General features: G+C 74.1%; 19 protein-coding genes and 2 pseudogenes. 10 read left to right on the plus strand and 11 right to left on the minus strand.

Translation table 11 applies throughout. The annotated features are described in order from the left end of the window. Positions 1-32: 32 nt before the first annotated feature. The 6 genes and pseudogenes from ispG (at position 33) to map (ending at position 5,805) form a co-directional block, all read left to right on the plus strand. Entirely contained in the window at positions 33-1,190 is a 1,158-nt protein-coding gene (gene ispG, locus XF36_RS07320) for a flavodoxin-dependent (E)-4-hydroxy-3-methylbut-2-enyl-diphosphate synthase (RefSeq protein ID WP_193394003.1), read from the plus strand. A 45-nt stretch (positions 1,191-1,235) separates the two neighbouring features. Then, a complete protein-coding gene (locus tag XF36_RS07325) occupies positions 1,236-2,069 on the plus strand; it encodes a GNAT family N-acetyltransferase (protein ID WP_060711388.1) in 834 nt (277 codons plus the stop codon). A gap of 105 nt (positions 2,070-2,174) precedes the next feature. Next, positions 2,175-2,471, plus strand: a complete 297-nt coding sequence (locus XF36_RS07330) for a CPBP family intramembrane glutamic endopeptidase (protein WP_060711389.1) — start codon at positions 2,175-2,177, stop codon at positions 2,469-2,471. Between the two features lie 296 nt (positions 2,472-2,767). Further along, positions 2,768-4,471 (plus strand): annotated as a pseudogene (locus tag XF36_RS07335) (penicillin-binding transpeptidase domain-containing protein). A 68-nt stretch (positions 4,472-4,539) separates the two neighbouring features. After that, a complete protein-coding gene (locus XF36_RS07345; protein ID WP_238589167.1) occupies positions 4,540-4,923 on the plus strand; it encodes a DUF3054 domain-containing protein in 384 nt (127 codons plus the stop codon). A 24-nt stretch (positions 4,924-4,947) separates the two neighbouring features. Further along, complete coding sequence (gene map, locus XF36_RS07350; protein ID WP_060711392.1) at positions 4,948-5,805, plus strand: type I methionyl aminopeptidase; 858 nt, start codon at positions 4,948-4,950, stop codon at positions 5,803-5,805. 37 nt (positions 5,806-5,842) lie between these two features. On the opposite strand, the gene XF36_RS07355 is transcribed toward map, so the two are convergent. The 7 genes and pseudogenes from XF36_RS07355 to XF36_RS07385 form a co-directional block, all read right to left on the minus strand. After that, positions 5,843-6,307 carry a peroxiredoxin gene (locus XF36_RS07355; protein ID WP_060711393.1) on the minus strand — a complete coding sequence of 155 codons (465 nt, stop codon included), beginning with the start codon at positions 6,305-6,307 and terminating at the stop codon, positions 5,843-5,845. 32 nt (positions 6,308-6,339) lie between these two features. Beyond that, positions 6,340-7,071 (minus strand): annotated as a pseudogene (locus tag XF36_RS07360) (DUF1295 domain-containing protein). A 73-nt stretch (positions 7,072-7,144) separates the two neighbouring features. Beyond that, complete coding sequence (locus XF36_RS07365) at positions 7,145-8,509, minus strand: SAM-dependent methyltransferase (RefSeq protein WP_060711394.1); 1,365 nt, start codon at positions 8,507-8,509, stop codon at positions 7,145-7,147. Positions 8,510-8,530: 21 nt separating this feature from the next. Continuing rightward, positions 8,531-9,838: an SAM-dependent methyltransferase gene (locus XF36_RS07370; RefSeq protein WP_082375245.1), complete on the minus strand. Its 1,308-nt coding sequence runs from the start codon at positions 9,836-9,838 to the stop codon at positions 8,531-8,533. Further along, on the minus strand, positions 9,835-10,611 hold the full coding sequence (locus tag XF36_RS07375) for a DUF1365 domain-containing protein (protein WP_060711395.1): 777 nt from the start codon (positions 10,609-10,611) through the stop codon (positions 9,835-9,837). The genes XF36_RS07370 and XF36_RS07375 overlap by 4 nt, the downstream gene beginning before the upstream one ends. Then, positions 10,608-11,891, minus strand: a complete 1,284-nt coding sequence (locus XF36_RS07380; protein ID WP_060711396.1) for an NAD(P)/FAD-dependent oxidoreductase — start codon at positions 11,889-11,891, stop codon at positions 10,608-10,610. Before XF36_RS07380 ends, XF36_RS07375 begins: the two co-directional genes overlap by 4 nt. 5 nt (positions 11,892-11,896) lie before the next feature. Further along, positions 11,897-12,625, minus strand: a complete 729-nt coding sequence (locus tag XF36_RS07385) for an alpha/beta hydrolase (RefSeq protein WP_060711397.1) — start codon at positions 12,623-12,625, stop codon at positions 11,897-11,899. Between the two features lie 347 nt (positions 12,626-12,972). Between XF36_RS07385 and XF36_RS07390 the strand changes: the two genes are divergently transcribed. Next, positions 12,973-13,773, plus strand: coding sequence for a lysophospholipid acyltransferase family protein (locus tag XF36_RS07390; protein ID WP_060711398.1), 801 nt, complete (start codon positions 12,973-12,975; stop codon positions 13,771-13,773). Positions 13,774-13,777: 4 nt separating this feature from the next. Here XF36_RS07390 and XF36_RS07395 read toward each other — a convergent pair whose 3' ends face one another. Then, complete coding sequence (locus XF36_RS07395) at positions 13,778-15,169, minus strand: mycothione reductase (protein WP_060711399.1); 1,392 nt, start codon at positions 15,167-15,169, stop codon at positions 13,778-13,780. A gap of 54 nt (positions 15,170-15,223) precedes the next feature. Between XF36_RS07395 and XF36_RS07400 the strand changes: the two genes are divergently transcribed. Together XF36_RS07400 and XF36_RS33815 are read left to right on the plus strand one after the other, a co-directional pair. Then, positions 15,224-15,691 (plus strand): GNAT family N-acetyltransferase, encoded by a 468-nt coding sequence (locus tag XF36_RS07400; protein ID WP_060711400.1) that lies wholly within the window; start codon positions 15,224-15,226, stop codon positions 15,689-15,691. A 177-nt stretch (positions 15,692-15,868) separates the two neighbouring features. After that, on the plus strand, positions 15,869-16,294 hold the full coding sequence (locus tag XF36_RS33815) for a LapA family protein (RefSeq protein WP_082375246.1): 426 nt from the start codon (positions 15,869-15,871) through the stop codon (positions 16,292-16,294). Between the two features lie 46 nt (positions 16,295-16,340). On the opposite strand, the gene XF36_RS07410 is transcribed toward XF36_RS33815, so the two are convergent. From XF36_RS07410 to yaaA, 3 genes are all read right to left on the minus strand, one after another. After that, positions 16,341-18,176, minus strand: coding sequence for a DEAD/DEAH box helicase (locus XF36_RS07410; protein WP_060711401.1), 1,836 nt, complete (start codon positions 18,174-18,176; stop codon positions 16,341-16,343). 258 nt (positions 18,177-18,434) lie between these two features. Further along, positions 18,435-19,373 (minus strand): serine protein kinase RIO, encoded by a 939-nt coding sequence (locus tag XF36_RS07415; RefSeq protein WP_060711402.1) that lies wholly within the window; start codon positions 19,371-19,373, stop codon positions 18,435-18,437. A gap of 408 nt (positions 19,374-19,781) precedes the next feature. Then, positions 19,782-20,567, minus strand: a complete 786-nt coding sequence (gene yaaA / locus XF36_RS07420) for a peroxide stress protein YaaA (protein ID WP_060711403.1) — start codon at positions 20,565-20,567, stop codon at positions 19,782-19,784. Between the two features lie 289 nt (positions 20,568-20,856). Here yaaA and XF36_RS07425 point away from each other — a divergent pair, with 289 nt between their 5' ends. After that, on the plus strand, positions 20,857-22,167 hold the full coding sequence (locus XF36_RS07425) for a bifunctional o-acetylhomoserine/o-acetylserine sulfhydrylase (RefSeq protein WP_082375247.1): 1,311 nt from the start codon (positions 20,857-20,859) through the stop codon (positions 22,165-22,167). Positions 22,168-22,176 lie beyond the last annotated feature (9 nt).

The raw sequence follows: 22,176 nt of genomic DNA on the forward strand, positions 1-22,176 counted from the left end.
GGACCGTGCCACGCGGTGGGATAGTGGAGGTCGTGAGCGTCTCCCTGGGTATGCCGTCCGCGCCCGCGCCGACCCTGGCCCCGCGCCGGAGGACCCGGCAGCTCCAGGTCGGCCCGGTCGGTGTCGGATCCGACCACCCGATCTCCGTCCAGTCCATGACGACCACCCTGACCTCCGACGTCAACGCGACCCTCCAGCAGATCGCCGAGCTGACCGCGGCCGGATGCGACATCGTGCGCGTCGCCTGCCCGTCGGCCGACGACGCCGAGGCACTGCCCGCGATCGCGCAGAAGTCGCAGATCCCGGTGATCGCCGACATCCACTTCCAGCCCAAGTACGTGTTCGCCGCGATCGAGGCCGGCTGCGCCGCGGTGCGGGTGAACCCGGGCAACATCCGCAAGTTCGACGACCAGGTCAAGGAGATCGCGCAGGCCGCGAAGGACCACGGCACGCCGATCCGGATCGGGGTCAACGCGGGCTCGCTCGACAAGCGGCTGCTGGAGAAGTACGGCAAGGCGACGCCCGAGGCGCTCGCGGAGTCGGCCTTGTGGGAGGCGGGCCTGTTCGCCGAGCACGACTTCCACGACATCAAGATCTCGGTCAAGCACAACGACCCGGTCGTGATGGTGCGGGCCTACGAGCTGCTCGCCCAGCAGTGCGACTACCCGCTGCACCTGGGCGTCACCGAGGCGGGGCCCGCGTTCCAGGGCACGATCAAGTCGGCCGTCGCGTTCGGGGCGCTGCTGCGCCAGGGCATCGGCGACACCATCCGGGTGTCGCTGTCCGCGCCGCCGGTCGAGGAGATCAAGGTCGGCCAGCAGATCCTGGAGTCGCTGAACCTGCGCCCGCGCAAGCTGGAGATCGTGTCCTGCCCGTCCTGCGGGCGGGCCCAGGTCGACGTCTACACCCTCGCCGACGAGGTCACCGCCGGACTGACCGGCATGGAGGTCCCGCTGCGCGTGGCCGTCATGGGCTGCGTCGTCAACGGTCCGGGTGAGGCCCGCGAGGCCGACCTCGGCGTCGCCTCCGGCAACGGCAAGGGGCAGATCTTCGTCAAGGGCGAGGTCATCAAGACCGTCCCCGAGCACAAGATCGTGGAGACGCTGATCGAGGAGGCCATGCGGCTCGCCGAGGAGATGGGCGAGAGCGCGGAGGGCGTGACGGGTGAACCCCAGGTGACCGTCGGCTGAGTGAGTACCGGTATCGGACGGGCCTCGACGTGGCATCATGAACCCGTGCTGAGGGTGGCCGGGGCACGGCTTCTCGACGATCGTCACCGCTCCGGGGTGCACGACGTGCTCGACGCCGACCCCGTCGCCGCGTGCATGGTCGCCTCCCGCATCGAGGCGGTCGGCCTCGACCCGTGGCGGCTGGGCGGTGAGCTGTGGTCCCACGGGGCCCCGGCGGACGGTCTGTGCTTCTCCGGGGCGAACCTGGTGCCGCTGCGCGGTGACCGGGCGGCGCTGCGTGCCTTCGCCGACCGCGCGCGCCGGGCCGGGCGGTCGTGCTCGTCGCTGGTGGGGCGGGCCGAGCTCGTCCTGCCGCTGTGGGAGGAGCTCGCACCGGGCTGGGGTCCGGCCCGCGAGATCCGGCCCGACCAGCCCCTGATGACGCTCGAACGGCCGCCGATGGTCGCGCCCGACAGCCAGGTGCGTCCGGTCCGCATCTCCGAGCTGGACCGGTACCTGCCGGCCGCCATCGCGATGTTCACCGAGGAGGTCGGCGTCGACCCCCGCGAGGGCGACGGCGGGGCGGGCTACCGGGCCCGGGTCGCCGAGCTGATCACCTCCGGGCGGGCGTTCGCCCGGTTCCACGACGGCGAGGTCGTGTTCAAGGCCGAGATCGGAGCCCTGTCGCGCACCGTCGGCCAGATCCAGGGGGTCTGGGTGAACCCGGCCTGGCGGGGGCACGGGCTCGGCACGGCCGGGACGTCGGCGGTCGCGGTCGCGCTCGCCGGTATGGGCCGGCGCGCCAGCCTGTACGTCAACGCCTTCAACGCCCCGGCCAGGGCCGCGTACCAGCGGGTCGGGTTCGTGCAGGTTGCGCGGTTCGCGACCGTCCTGTTCTAGACCCGGTCGGGTACACCGACTTGACCGGGCCGTAGCGGCACGGTGTTGACTCGGTGCGTGCCGCGGGCATCCGCCCCGGCGCCACCGCACCGGGGAGGCCCCGTCGTGTCCCGTTCCCGCTCCGCAGCAACCGTCACAGCGGGGAGTCCGTCGCGTCCCGGGTGGGGGGAGATCGTCGTCGGGCTGCTGCGCTACGGGGCGGTCGTCGGCGTGGTGGGCAGCGCCCTGGTGTTCGCGCTGGCGCACGGATTGAACGCGGTGTTCGTGACCGCGCTCGTCGTCGGTCTGGTCGCGGGGGAGCTGCGACGGCGCAGCGGCTCGGTGTGGCCCGGGGTGGTCACGCACGTGGTGCACAACGCGATCGCCCAGGTCGTGGCTTTGGCGTTCGCCGGGGTGCTGTGAACGACGGATCCGTACCAGGCCCCTGATGGCGCCGATGCGTGCACGACGAGGACACCTCTCTCCGGGAGCGGGGCTCCCACCGGGTGGGGTGCTCGCCGAGCTCGCCTTCCGCGAACGGTCCGGCGCCCGGACACCCGGGCCTCACACCGGGGGCGGCATACTCGGTGATCGTGATCGCCACCCTGCGGAAGCGCCCCCTGGTCCTGGCCGCCGCGATCGTCGTGCTCGTCGCGGTGGGAGTCGTGGTGGCGCTGCTGCGCCCCTGGGGTGGCGCCGGGACGACCGCCGAGCGGTACGTGACCGCGTGGGCAGCCGGGGACGCGCCGGGTGCCGCCGTCTACACCACTGACGCGGAGACGGCCGGCGCCTACCTGCAGAAGGCCCGCGACGACCTCGCGCCGACCGGGATGACCGCGCGGATCACCGGGACCCGCACCGACGCCGACCGCGCCACGTCGACCGTCGAGGTCGCCTGGGACCTGGGGCAGGGCCGGGCCTGGAACTACACCCTCGACCTGCCGCTCGTCGCCGCCGACGACACCCCCGGCAACGACACCGGATGGGCGGTCGACTGGTCGCCCGCCGCGTTGGCGCCGGGGCTCACCGACGGCCAGCGGCCGGTGACCCGCACCGTCACCGCGGCGCCCGCGCCCGTGCTCGACGCCGGTGGGGCCACCCTGCTCACACCCACCCCGGTCGTCACCGTCACCCTGGACAAGGCGCAGGTCGAGCAGGCCGCGAGTGGTCTCGGCTCCGCGCTGGGGTCGATCGACCCCGCCATCACCGCGTCGAGCATCAGGGCGGGCGCGAACGCCGTGCCGGACGGGCAGGCCTACACCGTCGTCGTGCTGCGGGAGCCCGACTACCAGCGGGTCCGGGACCGCATCTACGACCTGCCCGGCGTCCGGTTCGTGTCCTCGACCAGGCTGCTGCCGCCCGACCAGGGCTTCGCGGGCCAGCTGATGCAGGGCGCCCGCGCGGACATCGAGAAGGCCGCGGGCGGCACCCCCGGCTGGTCGGTCGACGTCGTCGGCCCGCGCGGCGAGACCGTCCGCTCGGTCGCCGGGCAGCCGGCCGGGCCCGGGAGGCCGGTCACCCTGGAGCTGGACCGCACCGTGCAGAACGCGGCGCAGGACGCCGTCGATGCCGACTCCCGGCAGGCGATGATCGTCGCGATCCGGCCGTCCACCGGGGCGGTGCTCGCCGTCGCGCAGAACGCCGCCGCCGACCGCGACGGCGCACTGGCCCTGACCGGCCGCTACCCGCCCGGCTCCACGTTCAAGATCGTCACCGCGTACGGGGCGATGCCCGCGGAGAACCTCACCCCGCAGTCCCCGGTCGAGTGCCCCGGCACCACCGTGATCGACGGGCGCACCATCCCCAACGAGAACTCCTTCGTCCTCGGCACCGTGCCGCTGACCGAGGCGTTCGCCCAGTCCTGCAACACCACGTTCTCCCGGCTCGCGCTCGGGCTGCCCACCGACGGGCTGCCGACCGCGGGGAAGGCGCTCGGCTTCGGCGCGGACTGAAAGATCCCCGGGATGACGACGATCACCGGCACCGTCTCGCCCGCCACCGACGACCTGCAGCGGGCCAGCGACGGCTTCGGCCAGGGCGACGTGCTCGCCTCCCCGTTCGGCATGGCGATGGTGTCGGCGACGGTCGCGCACGGTGCGCCCGTCACCCCGTCGCTGATCCGCGGCACGACGACCGAGGCCGCCGTCGCGCCGGGCACCCCCGACCGCGCGGTGCTCGACCAGCTGCGGCCGATGATGCGCGCCGTCGTCACCTCCGGGACGGCGCGGGCCGCCGGGCAGGGCGAGGTGTTCGGCAAGACCGGCACCGCCGAGTACGCGGGCCCCGCCGGCAGCAACCGGTCGCACGGCTGGTTCACCGGCTACCGCGGTGACCTGGCCTTCGCCACCCTCATCGTCGACGGCGGGTCCTCCGGGCCCGCGGTGCAGATGACGGCGCGGTTCCTGTCGGGCGTCCCGCGCTGAGCGACCCGGGAGGGACCGGCCGGGCGGTGGCGGGCCGGCGACGCGTGGGGCGTCCTACCCTGGTCGTCGTGCATCCCAGCCGGATCCCCGCCCTGGCGTTCGTGGCCGACCTCGTCGCCGTCGTGGTGTTCGCCGCCGTCGGGAGGATGAGCCACGCCGAGGCCGACAGCGTGCTCGGCCTGCTCGGCACCGCGCTGCCGTTCGCGCTGGGTGCCGCGGCGGCCTGGGCGACGCCGTGGGTGCGGTCGGCGCCGGCGTCGCTGCGTGCCGGGGCGGTCGTGCTCGCCGGGGCCGTGGTCGTCGGACTCCTGCTCCGCCTGGGGTTCCTGGGGCGGCTGCCGCTGTCGTTCGCCGTCGTCGCGACGATCTCGCTCGCGGTGCTGCTGCTGGGCTGGCGGGGGATCTCCGCGGCCGTCGCGCGGCTGGGGGCCCCGCGCACCCCGACCCGCTGACCGAGCCGGACGTACGATGGGGTCATGTCGACCCGCACGCTGCTCGTCCCCGGTACACCGACCCCGAGTCGCGAGGTGCCGGCGCACATCCCGCGTCCGGAGTACGTCGGCAAGCCGGCCCCGGCGCGCAGCCGTCGCGGCGACGTCCAGACGCCCGAGACGATCGAGCTGATGCGGCACGCCGGGAAGATCGCGGCCCAGGCGCTGCAGCTCGCCGGGGAGACCGTCCGCCCGGGCCTCACCACCGACGAGATCGACCGCGTGGTCCACGAGTTCCTCGTCGACCGCGACGCGTACCCCTCGACGCTGGGCTACCGCGGCTTCCCCAAGTCCTGCTGCACCAGCCTCAACGAGGTCATCTGCCACGGCATCCCGGACACGACCGTGATCAACGACGGCGACGTGATCAACGTCGACGTCACGGCGTTCGTCGGCGGGGTGCACGGCGACACCAACGCGACCTTCCTCGCCGGTGACGTGTCGGAGGAGGCACGGCTGCTCGTCGAGCGCACCCGCGAGGCCACGATGCGCGCCATCAAGGCCGTCCGTCCCGGGCGCGAGCTGAACGTCGTCGGCCGGGTCATCGAGTCCTACGCCAAGCGCTTCGGCTACGGCGTCGTCCGCGACTTCACCGGCCACGGCATCGCCCACGAGTTCCACTCCGGGCTGGTCGTGCTGCACTACGACCAGCCCGACGTGCACACCGTCCTCGAGCCCGGGATGACCTTCACCATCGAGCCGATGATCACCCTCGGCGGGATCGACTACGACACCTGGGACGACGACTGGACCGTCGTCACCAAGGAGAAGTCGTGGGTCGCGCAGTTCGAGCACACCATCGTCGTGACCGACGACGGCGCGGAGATCCTGACCCTGCCCTGAGCCCGTCGCCCCGGCCTGCGCGGCCGGGGCGCCCGGGTCAGGCCGCGGTGCGCTCGCGCAGCAGGGCCAGCGCCTCGTCGGCGTGCTTGTTCATGTCGGTCTCGGAGCCGATCTCGGCGAGGATCCGGCGGTCCGGCCCGATCACGAACGTCTTGCGGCGGGTGTGGAAGTTCCCCGGGAGCCAGGCCCGGTAGGCGCCGAAGGACTTCGCGACGGTGTGGTCGGCGTCGGACAGGAGCGGGAACCCGAAGCCGTTCGCGGCGGCGAACATGTTCTGCTTGTCCGGCCGGTCCGAAGAGATCCCGACCGGCTGCGCGCCGACCTCGGCGAACTCGGCCGCCAGGTCGCGGAAGTGGCAGGCCTCGGCGGTGCAGCCACCGGTCATCGCGGCCGGGTAGAAGAACAGGACGACGGGTCCGGCTGCCAGCAGGTCGGTCAGCCTGCGCGGTGCGCCGGCCTCGTCGGGCAGCTCGAAGTCGGTGGCGGTGTCGCCGATGGCCATGGTGTCTCCTCGGGTCGGGGGTGCGGGGTGGGTCAGGAACGTGGGGGCAGCGGGAGGAACCCGCTGGTGCGGCGGACGTAGTCGGCGTAGCCGGGGCGCCGGTCGGCGATGTCGCGTTCCAGCAGCGCCGCGCCGGTGCCCTTCACCAGGTTCGCGGTGATCACGGCGACCCCGACCAGGCCGATCAGACCTGCCGGGTGGTGCAGCGCGAGGATGCCCAGCCCCCACCAGACGCAGGCGTCGCCGAAGTAGTTGGGGTGGCGGGTGTACCGTCACAGGCCGCGGTCCATCACCTCGCCGCGGTTCGCGGGATCGGCGGTGAACCGGGCCAGCTGGGCATCGCCGACGGACTCGAAGGCGAACCCGACCGCCCAGACGAGCACGCCGAGCACGGTGACGGCGACCAGCCATCCCGTCGCCGCGCTGCCGTACTGGGCGAGCTGCACGGGCAGCGACACGACCCACATCACCGCCCCCTGGGTGAGGTAGACGCGACGGCCGATCGCACCGCGCTCGCGCAGCTCCACGTACCGCCGGTCCTCCGGCTTTCCGTGGTTGCGCCGCGCGATGTGCCGCGCCAGCCGCCCGCCCCACACCGCGACGAGCACGACGACCAGGGCGCGCCGCCAGCCGTCGCCGGTCGGGTCGAGGGCCGTCGCGGTCACCGCGCTGACCAGCGCGACCCACACGAACCCGAGTCCCCAGACGACGTCGACGCCGTCGTGCCTGCCGCGCCGTACCCCGATCGCGTACGCGAGGGCCATGAGCACGGCCACGGCGACGGCGGTGACGCCGAGGTTGACGGCCCACGCCGCCCACGGGTAGGGGTTCACGTGGTCATGGTGTCGCGGCCGGCGACGGAGCGCCCGCCGGGGCGTTCCCGACGGCCGGGTCGAGCCCCAGGATCCCGGTGCGGCTGCGCGGCAGACCGGAGGTGCCGTCGGCGCCGGGGCGCACGGTCAGGATCTGGTGCACACCCATCCGGTTCTCCTCGAACGCCAGCGCCGCGCCGGCCAGGTACAGCAGCCAGATCCGCCACTGCTCCGCACCGATCATCCGGACCGCGATCTCGCGGTGCGCCTGCAGCGTCTCCAGCCACGGCCGGACCGTCCACACGTAGTGCTCGCGCAGCGAGTGCACGTCCACCACCTCGTGCCCGGCCTGCTCCAGGAACCCGAGGGTCTCCCCGAGCGGCCGCATGTACATGTCCGGCGCGACGTAGGCCTCCATGAACGCGCCGCCGCCGGGAGCGGTGTTCGCCCCGACCGAGCCGCGCGACATCTGCTGCAGCAGCAGGCGCCCGTGCGGGCGCAGCATGCGGTGCAGCTGCGCGGCGTAGACGCCGTAGTTCTCCTGGCCGACGTGCTCGCCCATCTCGATCGAGGCGACCGCGTCGAAAGGCTGGTCGGAGATCTCGCGGTAGTCCTGCAGCCTGATCTCGACCCGCTCGGACAGCCCCGCCCGGCGGACGCGCTCGACGCCGTAGTCGCGCTGCTGCGCCGACAGGGTCACCCCGGTGGCGTGCACGCCGTAGTGCTCCGCGGCGTGCACGAGCAGCGACGCCCAGCCGCAGCCGACGTCGAGCAGCCGCATCCCCGGCGCCAGGCCGAGCTTGCGGCAGATCAGGTCCAGCTTGTCGCGCTGGGCGTCGACGAGTGTGTAGTCGGGCCCCTCGTCGCGGGTCCAGTAGCCGCACGAGTACGCCATCTGCGGGTCGAGCAGGAAGGCGTAGAACTCGTTCGACAGGTCGTAGTGGTGGCTGATCGCGTCGCGGTCGCGGCGGCGGCTGTGCCGCCGCCCGCCCAGACGGGCCTCCGACGACGGCGGCCGCGGTGGCGGGCCGACGGCGCCGAGCCGGGCCGCGGTGCCCAGCGCACCCAGCTTCTGACGCAGGCCGAGCCGCACGGCACCGGTGCCCGGCCGGGCGAGCGCCCAGAACCGGGACAGCCCGTCGGCGATGTCGCCGTCGAAGGACAGGTCTCCGGAGACGAACGCCCTGGCCAGGCCGAGTTCGCCCGGCGCCCACAGCAGCCGGCGCAGGGCCCGGCGCCGGTGGACGATCACCGTCGGCGGGGTCGTGTCGTCGGGGGTGCCGGTCCGCCCGGACTCGCTGCCGTCCCAGGCACGCAGCCGCACCGGGAGCGGGGCGCGCAGGACGTCCTCCAGGAGCGAGGCGAGGCGCTCCGCAGGGGTGGTGGTCATGGGGCCTCGATTCAGCTCAGTTCAGAAGGACGGGCGGCGCTGCAGCGAGAACTGGAAGACGTCGAGGTAGCCGACGCGGAAGCCCGCCTCGCAGTAGCCGAGGTAGAACTCCCACATCCGGCGAAACGTCTCGTCGAAGCCGAGCGCCTCGACCTCGTCCCACCGCTCGAGGAAGCGCGTGCGCCAGTGGCCCAGGGTGCGGGCGTAGTCGAAGCCGAGGCTGCGCCGCTCGGCGACGTGCAGGCCGCCGGTGTGGTCGGCGAGGTTCTGCTCGATCGCCTCGACCGACGGGATGATCCCGCCCGGGAAGACGTACTTGTGGATCCAGGTGTAGTCGTCGCGGGCGACCATCATCCGGTCGTGCGGCATGGTGATCGACTGCAGGCCGACTCGCCCGCCCGGCTTGAGCAGCCGGTCCAGCGCGGCGAAGTACGTCGGCCAGTACTCGACGCCGACGGCCTCGATCATCTCGACCGACACGACGGCGTCGTAGGAGCCCTGGGCCTCGCGGTAGTCGCGCAGCAGCACCTGCACCCGGTCGGCCACGCCCGCCTCGGCGAGCCGCGCCTCGGCGAGGGTCTTCTGCTCCTGCGAGATCGTCAGGGTGGTGACCCGGGCGCCGCGCTGCGCGGCCCGCGTCGCGAGCCCGCCCCAGCCCGTTCCGATCTCCAGCACGTGCATCCCCGCCCCGACGCCCGCCATGTCCAGGATGCCGTCGATCTTGCGTTCCTGGGCCAGGACGAGGTCGTCGGAGCCGTCGGCGAACCAGCCCGCGGAGTAGGACATGGTGTCGTCGAGGAACAGCGAGAACAGCTCGTTGGACAGGTCGTAGTGGCGGTGGATGTTCTCCCGCGACCCCTCCACCGAGTTGACCTCGGCGGTGGGCCGGCGGGCCTCGGCGAACCGGCGGCCCAGCCGCTGGAGCGCCGGCGGGATCAGCGTCGACAGCCGGGACGCGAACGGGGTCAGCAGACCGGGCAGGTCGGTGGTCGTCCAGTCGCCCACCATGTAGGACTCGCCGAACCCGATCTTCGAGTCGGCGCCGAGCCGGTGGTAGAACGCCGACGGCCGCTCGATCCGCATCACCGGCGAGTCCCGGCCGCCCGACCCCATGCGCTCCCCACCGGGGAAGACCACTCTGACCGGCAGCGACCGGACGGCGTTGCGGAACAGCGACTCCGCGATCCTGGCCTTGACCGGGGCCACGGGCGGCGTCGCCAGCCCGGGCCACACTCCCTCGTTGGGGCGGGGGACGGCGTGGGTGCGGGGCCGGACGCCGCGCGCCCCGCCGGCCACCGGCACGGCGATCCCGTCGTGCTGCATCGTCATCGCGAGAGCCCTTCCTGAGGCAGATCCTGTACGGGGTGTTCGTGGGGCAGGCCCGCGCGGTTCTGTGGTGGACGGGCCGGTTTCGGCACGACCGGGAGCCGGGTCCACAGCGCGATGCCGTGCCGCCGGATCAGCGCCGCGGTCCGCTGGGTGACCAGCGGGCGCCGCAGCACCGTGCGCGCCACCTGCCGGGTGGTCGCGGGCCTGCGGGTCCCGGCCAGGGTGGCGACGAACGCGGGCGCGCCGTCCTGGTGCAGCGTGATCGCGATGCCGAGCCGGTCGCCGGGTTCGGGCAGGCGCATCGCGTAGTGGCCGTCGACCGTGAGGAACGGCGAGACGTAGAACTCCTTGTCCACGCTCGCCCTCCCCGACGGGTCGGGGCGCAGCAGGTAGCAGTGCCGTTCGCCGTAGGTGTTGTGCACCTCCGCGATCACGCAGGCGAGCGTGCCGTCCGCGCGGTGGCACCAGAACACCGAGATCGGGTTGAACACGTAGCCGAGCACCCGGGCGTGGGCGAGCATCAGGACCTGGCCCCCGGCCAGGTCGATGCCGTGCGCGGCCAGGTAGGTGTCGACGTTCTCTCGGATCCCGCGCCCGGGGTCGCCGAGGTGGTCGCGGGACTCGAAGCGGGCGAACGGGCGCAGCCAGAACGGCAGCCGCGGCAGCGCGTCGAGGTCGACGAGCCAGTAGTAGATCGGGTGCGAGAACGACGACTCCAGGTCGCGCCGGCGGGCGTGCCGCACCTCGGCGTCGTACAGCGCCGGGGTGCTCACCAGCTCACTCCGAGCGCGCGGGCGGCGCGCACCCCCGAGGCGCAGCCGTCCTCGTGGAAGCCCCAGCCGTGGTAGGCGCCGGCGAAGGCGGTGACCGGGGTGTTCAGCTCCGGCAGGCGGCGCTGCGCGGCCACCGAGCCCGGCGTGTACACCGGGTGCTCGTAGGTCATCCGCGCGACGACGGCGTCCGGCGCGATCCGCCCGGCGCCGTTCAGCGTGACCACCCAGTCGTCGGGGTCGGTGAGGCGCATCAGCCGGTTCATGTCGTAGCTGACCAGCACCGGAGCCTGGGCGGAGTCGGCGCAGGCGGGCTTGAGGTAGTTCCACGACGCCCGGGCGCCGCCGCGGCGCGGCAGCAGCGAGGTGTCGTGGTGCAGCCAGGTCTCGTTGCGGGAGTAGGTGAACGCCCCCAGCACGGCCCGCTCGTCGGCGGTGGCGTCGTCGCCCAGGACCGCCAGCGCCTGGTCGGGGTGGGTGGCGAGCACGACGTGGTCGAACGCGGCGACGGTGTCGGAGTCGTCGCGGACCTCGACGCCCGCGGACGAGCGCAGGACCGAGCGGACCGGTGTGGCGGTGCGCACGGCCGGGAGCTGCTTGACGACGCGCTCGACGTAGGAGCGGGACCCGCCGGTCACCGTCCGCCACTGCGGCGAGCCGCCGATCCCGAGCATGCCGTGGTGGTCGAGGAAGGTGAACAGGTAGCGCGCCGGGTAGTCCAGCGACAGCGCCGCGCCCGCCGACCACACGCAGGACACCACCGGGATCATGAAGTGCTGGACGAAGTAGCGGGAGTAGCCGCCGATCGCGAGGAACGCCCCGAGTGTGGTGAGGTCCGGCGCCGCCGCCCGCTCCTCGTATGCGAGGACCCGGCGTGCGTGGCGGTGGAACCGGACGACCTCGCCGAGCATCCGCAGGTAGGCCGGCCGGGCCAGGTTCGACGCCTGGGGGAACAGGCCACCCAGCTTGCGGGCACCGGCGTACTCCAGCCCGCAGCCGTCGCAGCGCACCGACATGGACATGTCGGAGTCCTGGGTGGCCACGCCCAGCTCGCCGAACAGCCGCAGCAGGTTCGGGTAGGTGCGGTCGTTGTGGACGATGAAACCCGAGTCGACGTGGGTCGTCCCCCCGTCCGACGACGCCAGCTCGTGGGTGTGGGCGTGCCCGCCGGGGCGGTCGTCGGCCTCGTACAGCGTCACGTCGTGGCTGCGGGACAGCAGGTGGGCGGCCGTCAGACCGGACACCCCGCTGCCCACCACGGCGACGGTCGGACGCGCCTGCACTGCACTCACCTCTGGACTCCTTCGAGCGCGACCCGCAGCCCGGCCGGGGCGGGTTCCGCCATGGCGTTCGCGATGACCGGGTCCCGGGGTTCGGCCCCGAGTTCGCCGAGTGCGAAACGTCGCACCAGGGAGGTCCAGTCCCCGGCGCGGCGGAGCATGGGGTGGCCGTCGCCGAGGACGTCGAAGCGGGCGACCCGGTCGGTCACCGACCGGGCGTGCAGGGCGTAGGCGTAGGACGCGGCGGGGTCGGTCATCCGGTCCCGGTCGCCGTGCGCGATCAGCACCGCGCGCCCGGCGAGCTGCTCGACCGGGTCGGATCCCTCCAGCCAGGGGGCGAGCCCGCACACCGCGACGACACCGGGCGCGCCCGCCGCCCGCAGCACCGCACGGCCACCCATCGAGTGCCCGACGAGCACGATCGGACGACCCGGGTAGCGGCGGGCGAGCTCGTGGACGGCCCACTCGGCGTCGCGGTAGGTGTCCATGGCCGGGCCGTTCCAGCCCCGCACCCGGTAGCGCAGCAGGTGCACCGCGACGCCCGAGCCCAGCTCGGTCCGGTGGCCGCGCCCGCCGCGCTCCAGGGAGTGCGCGAACGGCAGCATGCGCAGCAGCGCCAGCCCGCGCCGGGCGGGGGCGGTGGAGTGCGACTTCCCACCGTGCGCGACGAGCACCACACCGGCGGGGTCGGGGTGGCGGTCGCCGGCGTTCTCCAGCCACGGACTCGGATCGGGCACGGGGCGCCTCGCAGGGGACGGGGTGCACGGGGCACCGGGACGGTCTCGGCGCATGGTCGTCCGGAGGCCCGGGTGGTGGCCGGTCGGTGGGACCGTCCTCACATCGGGTCGGCCCGGACACGGCCCGCGACCGGTACGTACCCGTCGACCCTAGATCGGGCCCCGGTACCTTGCTCGTCGAGACATCTCGGCGCGCGGGACTGCTCGAACGAGTGAGGTGCACATCACCTCCAATGGTCACGGCGTGGGTGGGTAGGACCACGGACGCATCCGGCTGCGGGAGGCGCGAAGATGTGCGTGCGCCCGGGAGCCGGGCGCCGCGGACGGGCGGGGAGAGGACGACGACGATGGGCGTGCCACCGGAGCTGACGGTGTGGCAGAAGGTCGTGGCGACGGTGCGACGCCGGCGTCGCGGGTCGGGCTTCTGGTTCGGCCTCGCGATCGCGGTGATCTGGCCGTTCGTCGTCTTCGGGACCCGGCTGGGCTGGCGCGGTGCGGAGCACCTGCCGCGCACCGGCGGCGCCCTGCTGGTCGGCAACCACGTCTCGTTCTCCGACCCGATCTTCGACATCGCCTTCGGCACCGCGCACGGCCGGATCCCGCGGTTCCTGGCCAAGGGCGAGCTGTGGTCGGTGCCGGTGGTCAAGTGGGTGCTCGGCCACGGCGGGCACATTCCGGTGTACCGGTCGTCGAAGCGGGCGTCGGAGTCGTTCACCGGCTCGATCGACGCACTGGAGCGCGGGGAGATCGTCGCGATCTACCCGGAGGGCACCTACACCCGTGACCCCGGGCACTGGCCGATGAAGCCGAAGAACGGCGTCGCCCGGATCGCGTTGCGCTCCGGCGTCCCGGTGATCCCGATGGCGAACTGGGGCACCCAGGGCTTCCTGCCAGCCGACGGGCGGCCGAAGCCGTTCCCGCGCAAGCGCGTCACGGTCGCGCTCGGCCCACCGGTGGACCTCTCGGAGTTCGCCGGGAAGCCCCTGACGAAGACCACCCTCGACGCGGCCACCGCGAAGATCATGGACGCGGTGACCGGGCTGCTCGAGGAGCTGCGCGGGGAGACCCGCCCGGCGACGCCCTACGACCCGGAGGCTCGGCCGCGTCCGGAATCACCGGGCGAGCCGGCGCAGCGGGCGGCGTCCTGACCCGTCAGATCTCCAGCCCCAGCAGGGCGTTCTCGATGACCTCGGGCAGTGCCGGGTGGATCCAGTACTGTCCGGTGGCGATCTCGGAGACGGTCTGGCCGAACACCATCGCCTGGACGAGCTGCTGGACCAGCGTGGAGGCCTGCGGCCCGAGCAGGTGGGCGCCCAGCAGCCGCCCGGTGCCCTTCTCCGCGACGATCTTGCAGATCCCGGTGCGGTCCTCCATCGCCCAGCCGAAGGCGACGTCGCCGACGTTCTGCACCTTGACGGCGATGTCCAGCCCGGCGTCGCGGGCCTCGGTCTCGGTCATCCCGACCGAGGCGATCTGCGGTTCGGTGAACACCGCGGACGGGACGAGGTCGTGGTTGGTCGCTCGCAGGTCGCCCGGGTGCGCCAGGTTGTGCCCGACGATCTTCGCCTCGTGGTTGGCGACGTGCTTGAGCTGGTGCGGCGAGCTGACGTCGCCCAGCGCCCACACGCCCGCGGCGGAGACGCTGCGCTGGTACTCGTCGACCGCGACGCGGCCGTCGGCGTGCGCGGTGACCCCACCCCGGTCGAGGTCCATCCGGTCGCCGTTGGGCACCCGGCCTGTCGCGACGAGCAGGGTGTCGGCGACGACGGTGGAGCCGTCGGCGAGGGTGATCTGCACCTCACCGGGGCCGCCGCGGCCGTCGCCGGACAGCGCGGTCACCTGGCGGCCCAGCCGGCAGTCCCAGCGGGCGGCGGCGATCTCGGTGAACCGGTCGGACAGTGTGTCGTCGAGGTGGCGCAGCAGCTTGGGCCCGCGCGCGATCAGGGTGACCTCGGCGCCGAGCGCGGAGAACACGTGCGCGAACTCGGCGGCGATGTAGCCGCCGCCCATGATCGCGAGCCGGCGCGGGACGTCCTCGACACGCATCACGGTGTCGGAGGTCTCGAACGGCACCCCGGCCGCCGCGACCCGCGGCGGGATGCCCGGCCGCGAGCCGGCCGCGATGACGATCCGGTCGGCGGTGACGGTGTCGGTACCCGAGCCGTCGGTGCGCTCGACACCCAGCTCGCGCTCGCCGGTGAACCGGGCGTGCCCGAAGTACACGGTGACGTTGGGGCTGCGGTCCACACGGTAGGAGCGGCCGCCCTCGGAGATCGGGTCGATCCGGCCGAACACCCGGTCCCGGATGTCGGTCCAGCGGACCTTGTCGACGGTCCCGTCGACGCCGTAGGTGTGCGCCTGCCGGATGGTCTCGGCGACGTCCGCGGCGTAGACGTACATCTTCGTCGGGATGCAGCCGACGTTCAGGCAGGTCCCGCCGAACACCCCGTGCTCGACGAGCGCGACGTCGAGCCCGGCGAAGCGTTCGTCGAGGAAGGTGTTTCCGGAACCGGTGCCGATGACGACCAGATCATGGTGGGCCACGTCGCGAGGCTAACCGCTTCCGCGGGTCGGCGGCGTTCTGGTACCCCTCTGGAGATGACCGTCCCCACACCGGCCGCGGCGGCGGCCCCCACCCTGCACCGCGCCTGGGCCGCCGACCTCGACCCGGCCACCCTGTACGCGCTCCTCGCGCTGCGCACCGCGATCTTCGTCGTCGAGCAGGAGTGCCCCTACCAGGAGCTCGACGGGCGTGATCTCGAACCGCGGACCCGGCACCACTGGCTGGCCGAGGGCGCGACGGTGGTCGCGACCCTGCGGCTGCTGGCCGAGCCCGACGGGGTCATGCGGATCGGCCGGGTGTGCACCCGGACCGACGCGCGCGGGCGCGGGCTGGGGCACCGGCTGATGGACTCGGCGCTCGCCGAGGTCGGCGACCGCCCCTGCGTGCTCGACGCCCAGGAGGTCCAGAAGGCGTTCTACGCCCGGCACGGTTTCGTGCCGGTGGGGGAGCGGTTCGTCGAGGACGGCATCCCGCACGTCCCGATGGAGCGCCGTCGCTCCTGAGCGGGGCCCGGCCCGCGGCCCGTGTGCGCAGGTCCGGCGGGGACCGTGCGGCGCTCGACCGGACGAGGGGCGTGCTCCGCGCGTCGCCGTCGCCGGGGCGCCGAGTGCGCGATACTCCCGCGCGTGCTCCGACCGAGGGTGCACGAGCGGACACGCTGGGAGAGGAAGGCGGAACGGATGAGCGACGACCGACGGGGCGGCGACTCCCCGACCTGGGGGCGGGTCGGACCGGCGGACCCGACGGCGGACCCAGCGACCCATCCGGCGCTGCGCACGCCCGACCCCACGGCGGAGCAGCCGACCGCGGCGGTGCCGGTGGAGGGCGGACCGGACTCCGAGGCCACCACCGAGAAGCGCGCGATCCCGCACACCCGCGCCGGCGGGCTGTGGGCCGCACTGATCCTCTCGGCGGTCGTGCTGATCTTCCTGCTGGTGTTCATCCTGCAGAACACCGAGCCGGTCGCGATCACCTTCCTGTGGATGACCGGGACCCTGCCGATCGGGGTGGCACTGCTGTTCGCCGCGATCGCCGGGATCCTGCTGGTCGCCGTGCCCGGGACGGGCCGGATCCTGCAGCTGCGCCGGCAGGCGCGGCGGGGCTGACCCGCGCGGGTCGCGGCCGGGTGAGGCGGCCGCGACCCGGGGGAGGTCAGCGCCGGCGGCGCGGCCGGTCGGAGCGCGCGGCCCCGCCCGCGGCCGGGCGACGGCGCGGGGTGGGCTTCGGCGGCTTGGCGACGATGATCGGCTCGCCGGACGGCTCTTGCGCACCGGTCACACGGACCAGGTCCGGGTGCCCCGGACGGACCGTCGAGACCTCCGCAGAGACCCCGGCCTGGCGGGTGAGCAGGTCCACCTCGGCACGCTGCTCGGGCATCGCCAGCGTCACCACGACGCCGTCCTCCCCGGCCCGGGCGGTACGCCCGGCACGGTGCAGGTAGGCCTTGGGGTCGGCCGGCGGGTCGACGTGCACGACGAGCCCGACGTCGTCGATGTGGATGCCGCGGGCCGCGACGTCGGTCGCTACGAGCACCGGCACCGCGCCGGAGCGGAAGTCGTCGAGCGCGCGGTTGCGCTGGCTCTGCGAGCGGCCACCGTGCAGCGGCCCGGCGGCGACGCCCTCGCGACGCAGCACCCGCACCATCCGGTCGGCGCCGTGCTTGGTGCGCACGAACAGGATCGTCCGGCCCTCCCGGGCGGCGATCTCGGCGACGACGCGGGGCCGGTCGTCGCGGTCGACGACGAGCACGTGGTGCTCCATCGTCGCGACGCTGCCGGTCGGCGGGGCGACCGAGCGGGTCACCGGGTCGGTGAGGTGGCGCCGGACCAGGGTGTCGACGTCGCCGTCGAGGGTCGCGGAGAACAGCAGACGCTGCCCGTCGGCGGGGGTGCGGTCGAGGATCGCGCGGACCTGGGGCAGGAAGCCCATGTCGGCCATGCGGTCGGCCTCGTCCAGCGCGGTGATCGTGACCTCGGACAGGTCACAGGTGCGCTGCTGGAGGTGGTCGGAGAGCCGACCCGGGGTGGCGACCAGCAGGTCGATCCCGCGCCGGAGCTCGGCGACCTGCTTGTTCATCGACATCCCGCCGACGATGTCGGTCACCCGCAGGTCGACCGCCTTCGCCAGGGGCTTCAGTACCTCGACCACCTGGGTGGCGAGCTCGCGGGTCGGGACCAGCACCAGACCGCGCGGGGCGGTGGGGCGGGAGCGCTCCCCGGCCAGGCGGGCCAGCAGCGCGAGCCCGAAGGCGAGGGTCTTGCCGGACCCGGTCTGGCCGCGTCCGAGCAGGTCACGCCCGGCGAGGGTGTCGGGCAGCGTGGCCGCCTGCACCGGGAACGGGGCGGTGAAGCCCTGCTCGGCCAGTGCCGTGGTCAGATGCTCGGGCAGGCCCAGCGCGGCGAACGACGGCATGCCGTCCTCGGGCTCGACCCACTGCGGCTCCGGCTCGGCCTTCGGCGCGGCGACGGCGGCGCGGGCCGCGGCGGGACGGGACGCGGCGCGGCCATTGCCACCGCCACCGCCACCACCGCCGCGGCGTCCGCGGCGGGGGGCCGGACGGTCGCCGTTGCGCTGGGAGGACCGGGCGGGCCCGCGGTCGACGCGGCTGCCGTCCTGCAGGTGCTCGCGGCGCTCGGCGCGGTTGCCGGTGCCGCCGTCGCCGGAGCGCTCGCCCCGGGCGGTGCGCTCGCCGCGGGGGGCGCCGGAGAGCTCACCGCGGGCGGGCCCGCCGGTACGGACACCCCGGGCCGGATGCGCGGCGTCGCGGCGGTCGTCGTCCCGGGCGGGACGGTCGCGGCGGTCCTCGCCACGGAACTCGCCGCGGGTCTCGCTGCGGAACTCGGTGCGGCGGTCGTCGCGTCGGGTCGACCCGCGGTGGGCGCCGCCGTCTGCGGACGGCCCGGACGGGCGGGTGGCCCGCCGACGGGCGGGACGGTCGGTGGCGGTGCCGGCGTCGGACGACGGCGGGCGGAACTGCGGCCTGGTCAAGACAGGTCTCCTCGAGAACGTGGCACGTCCTGCGGAGACCTCTGGGGAGGTGTGCTCGGCCGACGGGCCCGGGCGCGGCAGGTGCGTCGTCGCGGTGCGCGCTCCGTGATGGAAGGGCTCGGCCCGGTGACAGAATGCCGGGCGCTCGTCGATCAACACTACGCCCCGCGCCCGGGCCGGACGACGGCGGGACCTCCTCCGCCCGCCGGGATGCCGCCCGTGGTGTCCGGGCCGCACCCCGGCGATCGGGGTCGACCGTCAGCCGATCCGGGAGCGTTCCCGCAGGTCCGAGAGCAGGTCGGCGGGGGCTGCCGGGTCCAGCCCGTGCGCGACGAACCACTCGCCGATGCGTCGCACGTCACGGTCGAGGAACTCCGGTCCCTGCGGGTTCCCGACGACGTCGACCACCTGCGGCAGGTCGATCAGCACCGCCCTGCCGCGGTGGACGAGCACGTTGTAGGCCGACAGGTCGCCGTGCGCCCACCCGAGGTCGGCGAACACCCCGAGGGCGTCGACGAGGTCGCGCCACAGCGCGGCGAGTTCGTCGGGGTCCGGGCGCAGCGCGGCCAGCCGGGGCGCGGCGCGCCCGTCGGCGGTGCCGAGGAACTCCAGCAGCACCTCGGTCCCGTCGACCGAGACCGGGTAGGGCACCGGCGCACCCGCGCCGTGCAGCCGGGCGAGCGCGGCGAACTCCGCCGTCGCCCACTGCCCGGCGATGAGGTCGCGGCCCAGCGCGGTGCGCCGCGCCATCGCGCGGGTCTCCCGGGAGCGCCGGACGCGGCGCCCCTCCAGATAGCCGGCGTCGCGGTGGAACATGCGGTGTGCGGGGTCGCGGTAGCGCTTGGCGGCGAGCAGCACCCCGTCGTGGCCGGGGAGGCCGCGTTCGACGAGGTGCACGTCGGCCTCCTTGCCGGTCTTGAGCACCCCGCGCTCGTGGTCGACGGCGCCGGCATCGGTCACCAGCCAGCCGGGGCGGGGGTGCGGACCGCGGGACACGGCGGGCAGCCCGGTCCAGGTGGACCAGCGGTCGGCACCGCCGGGGATCTCGGCGGTGTCGGGGTCGTGCCCGGCACGGCCGTCGAGGTCGAGCGCGGCGGTGTCGGCGCGGCCGGGACGGGGGCGGGGCTCGTCGTCGTCATCGTGGTCGTCGAAGCGGCGGCGACGGCGGACGGGATCGGGACGGTCGGAGGAGTACACGTGCGGCTCCGGAGGCGGCGAGGGTGCCGCGCGGAGCCGGTCCTCAGGGACCGGTCGTGCCGCGCGACGGGGACGGTGCGGTGGGGCGCGCGTTGCGCACCCGGACACGACGGACGGCCATCGGTACGCACCTCCCCGCTCGCACCGCGCCGTCCTGCCGCGCCACCGGTCCCTCCGGCCGGTCGTGACCCTGCCGGACGCCGCCCCGGCCCGCAACGGGTTTTCCGGGGTTCTCCGCGCCGCCGGCCGACGGCGGGCGCCACGCGTGCCGGCCGGGCCCCGCGCCGGGCCCGGTCGCCCGGCCGCACCGGCACGGCCGCACCGGCACGGCCGCACCGGCACGACCGCACCGGCACGACCGCACCGGCACGACCGCACCGGCACGACCGCACCGGCACGACCGGGCCGTCACAGCGGGCGTGTGCCCGGCTCCGGGGGCCGGGCACAGGCCGGGATGACGAGATCGAGGTGGTTGCCGTCGCGTTCCACGAGGTGCCCCGCCCGCCGCGCGATCCGGGCCACCGCACCGGCGTCGGCCGGCTCGGCCCGCGAGGTCGCCAGCAGCCGCGCCAGGCCGCCCTTGTGCGACTTGTTGTGGTGGCTGACCACCGAGCGCGACCCGTCCGGGCGCTGGGCCAGCACGTTCACCGTGACCGCGCCGGGGACCGTGCCGAGCGCGGCGTAGCCGCCCGAGCGCAGGTCGACGACGAGCTCGCCCTCGGCGATGCGGGCCAGCAGCGGGTCGAGCACCGGGCGCCAGCGCGCCGCGAGCGTGCCCGAACCGGGCAGCTTCGAGCCCGCCGAGAGCCGGTAGGGCGGGACCGGGTCGTCGGCGGAGAGGAGCCCGAACAGCGCCGAGCACACCGCGAGCCGGGACCGGGCGCGGTCCCGAGTGGCGCGGGTGAAGGACCCGGCGTCGAGGGCGTCGTAGAGGACCCCGGTGTAGCGGTCCAGCGCCGGCAGGGTCGGGTTCGTGCGCAGCGCGGCGTTGCGGTCGATCTCGGCGTCCTGGCGCTGCGAGACCCCGAGCGCGGCACGCGCGGCCGGACGGTCGCCGGCCAGTGCGACGAGCTCGTCGCAGAGCTCCGTGCGGACGGGGCCGAGGTCGGCGTCGTGGGAGAGCGCGGTGAGGTCGAGCGGCGGGCCGTCGCCGCCGTCACGCTTGGTCTCCGAGGGCGGCAGCAGGACGAGCACGGCGCCACAGAGTAGTGATCACCGCGGACGGCCGTTGTGCCCGCCGGGGGACCGCACTACGTTCGGGTGTGTGACCTGCCTGGTGGCGCGCATCCACGTCGACTGCATGCGGATCACGAGCGCGTCCTGTCGCCCCTGTCGCTGACCCGCGCTCGTCCGAGGGCCCACGTACGCGTCCGCCCCGCCACAGTCCTGTAGCTACCCCCTGTAGCCGCCGCGATCGACCGACCCGGGCACGGCCCGCCTCGGCACGCTCACACCGGCGGTCGACCCGAAGAGGAGTCCCACCGTGACCGACCCCGACATCACCGCCAACTGGTCGTTCGAGACCAAGCAGGTGCACGCCGGCGCCGCACCCGACCCGACCACCAACGCCCGGGCGACGCCGATCTACCAGACGACGTCCTACGTCTTCCGCGACACCGACCACGCCGCGAACCTGTTCGGGCTCGCCGAGTTCGGCAACATCTACACGCGGATCATGAACCCCACGCAGGACGTGCTGGAGCAGCGCGTCGCCGCGCTGGAGGGCGGGGTCGCGGCCCTGGCCGTCGCGTCCGGGCAGGCCGCGCAGGCACTGGCGATCCAGAACATCGCCGAGGCCGGGGACCACATCGTCTCTAGCGCCTCGCTCTACGGCGGCACCTACAACCAGTTCCACTACACCTTCCCGAAGCTGGGCATCGAGGTCACCTTCGTCGACGACCCGGACGACCTGGAGGAGTGGAAGGCCGCGATCCGGCCGAACACCAAGGCCCTCTACGGCGAGACGCTGGGCAACCCGCGCGGCAACATCCTCGACATCGCGGCCGTCGCCGGCGTCGCGCACTCCGCCGGGGTCCCGCTGATCGTCGACAACACCGTCCCGACCCCGTACCTGGTGCGGCCGATCGAGCACGGCGCCGACATCGTCGTCGAGTCCCTGACCAAGTTCCTCGGCGGCCACGGCACCTCGGTCGGCGGCATCATCGTCGACTCCGGGAAGTTCGACTGGGTCGCCAACAAGGACCGGTTCCCGGGCCTGACCAGCCCCGACCCGAGCTACCACGGCGCGGTGTTCACCGACGCCGTCGGCCCGATCGCCTACATCATCAAGGCCCGCGTGCAGCTGCTGCGCGACCTCGGCCCGGCGATCTCCCCGCAGAACGCGTTCCTGATCCTGCAGGGCATCGAGACGCTCTCGCTGCGCATCGACCGGCACAACCAGAACGCGCAGGCGCTGGCCGAGTGGCTGGAGGGTCGCGACGAGGTGGAGAAGGTCCACTACGCGGGCCTCCCGTCGAGCCCGTGGCACGAGCTGCAGAAGAAGTACCTGCCCAAGGGCGGCGGCGCTATCGTGGCGTTCGAGCTGCAGGGCGGGGTCGAGGCGGGCAAGAAGTTCGTCAACGCCCTCGAGCTGCACAGCCACCTCGCCAACATCGGCGACGTGCGCAGCCTGGTCATCCACCCGGCGTCGACCACGCACAGCCAGCTGTCGGCCGAGGAGCAGATCGCGTCCGGGGTCACCCCGGGCCTGGTCCGGCTCTCGGTCGGTCTGGAGGGCATCGAGGACCTCAAGGCTGACCTCGACGCCGGGTTCCGCGCCGCGAAGGGCGCATGAGCGCGGATC

Source organism: Pseudonocardia sp. HH130629-09 (genome assembly GCF_001294645.1).
GTDB lineage: Bacteria > Actinomycetota > Actinomycetes > Mycobacteriales > Pseudonocardiaceae > Pseudonocardia.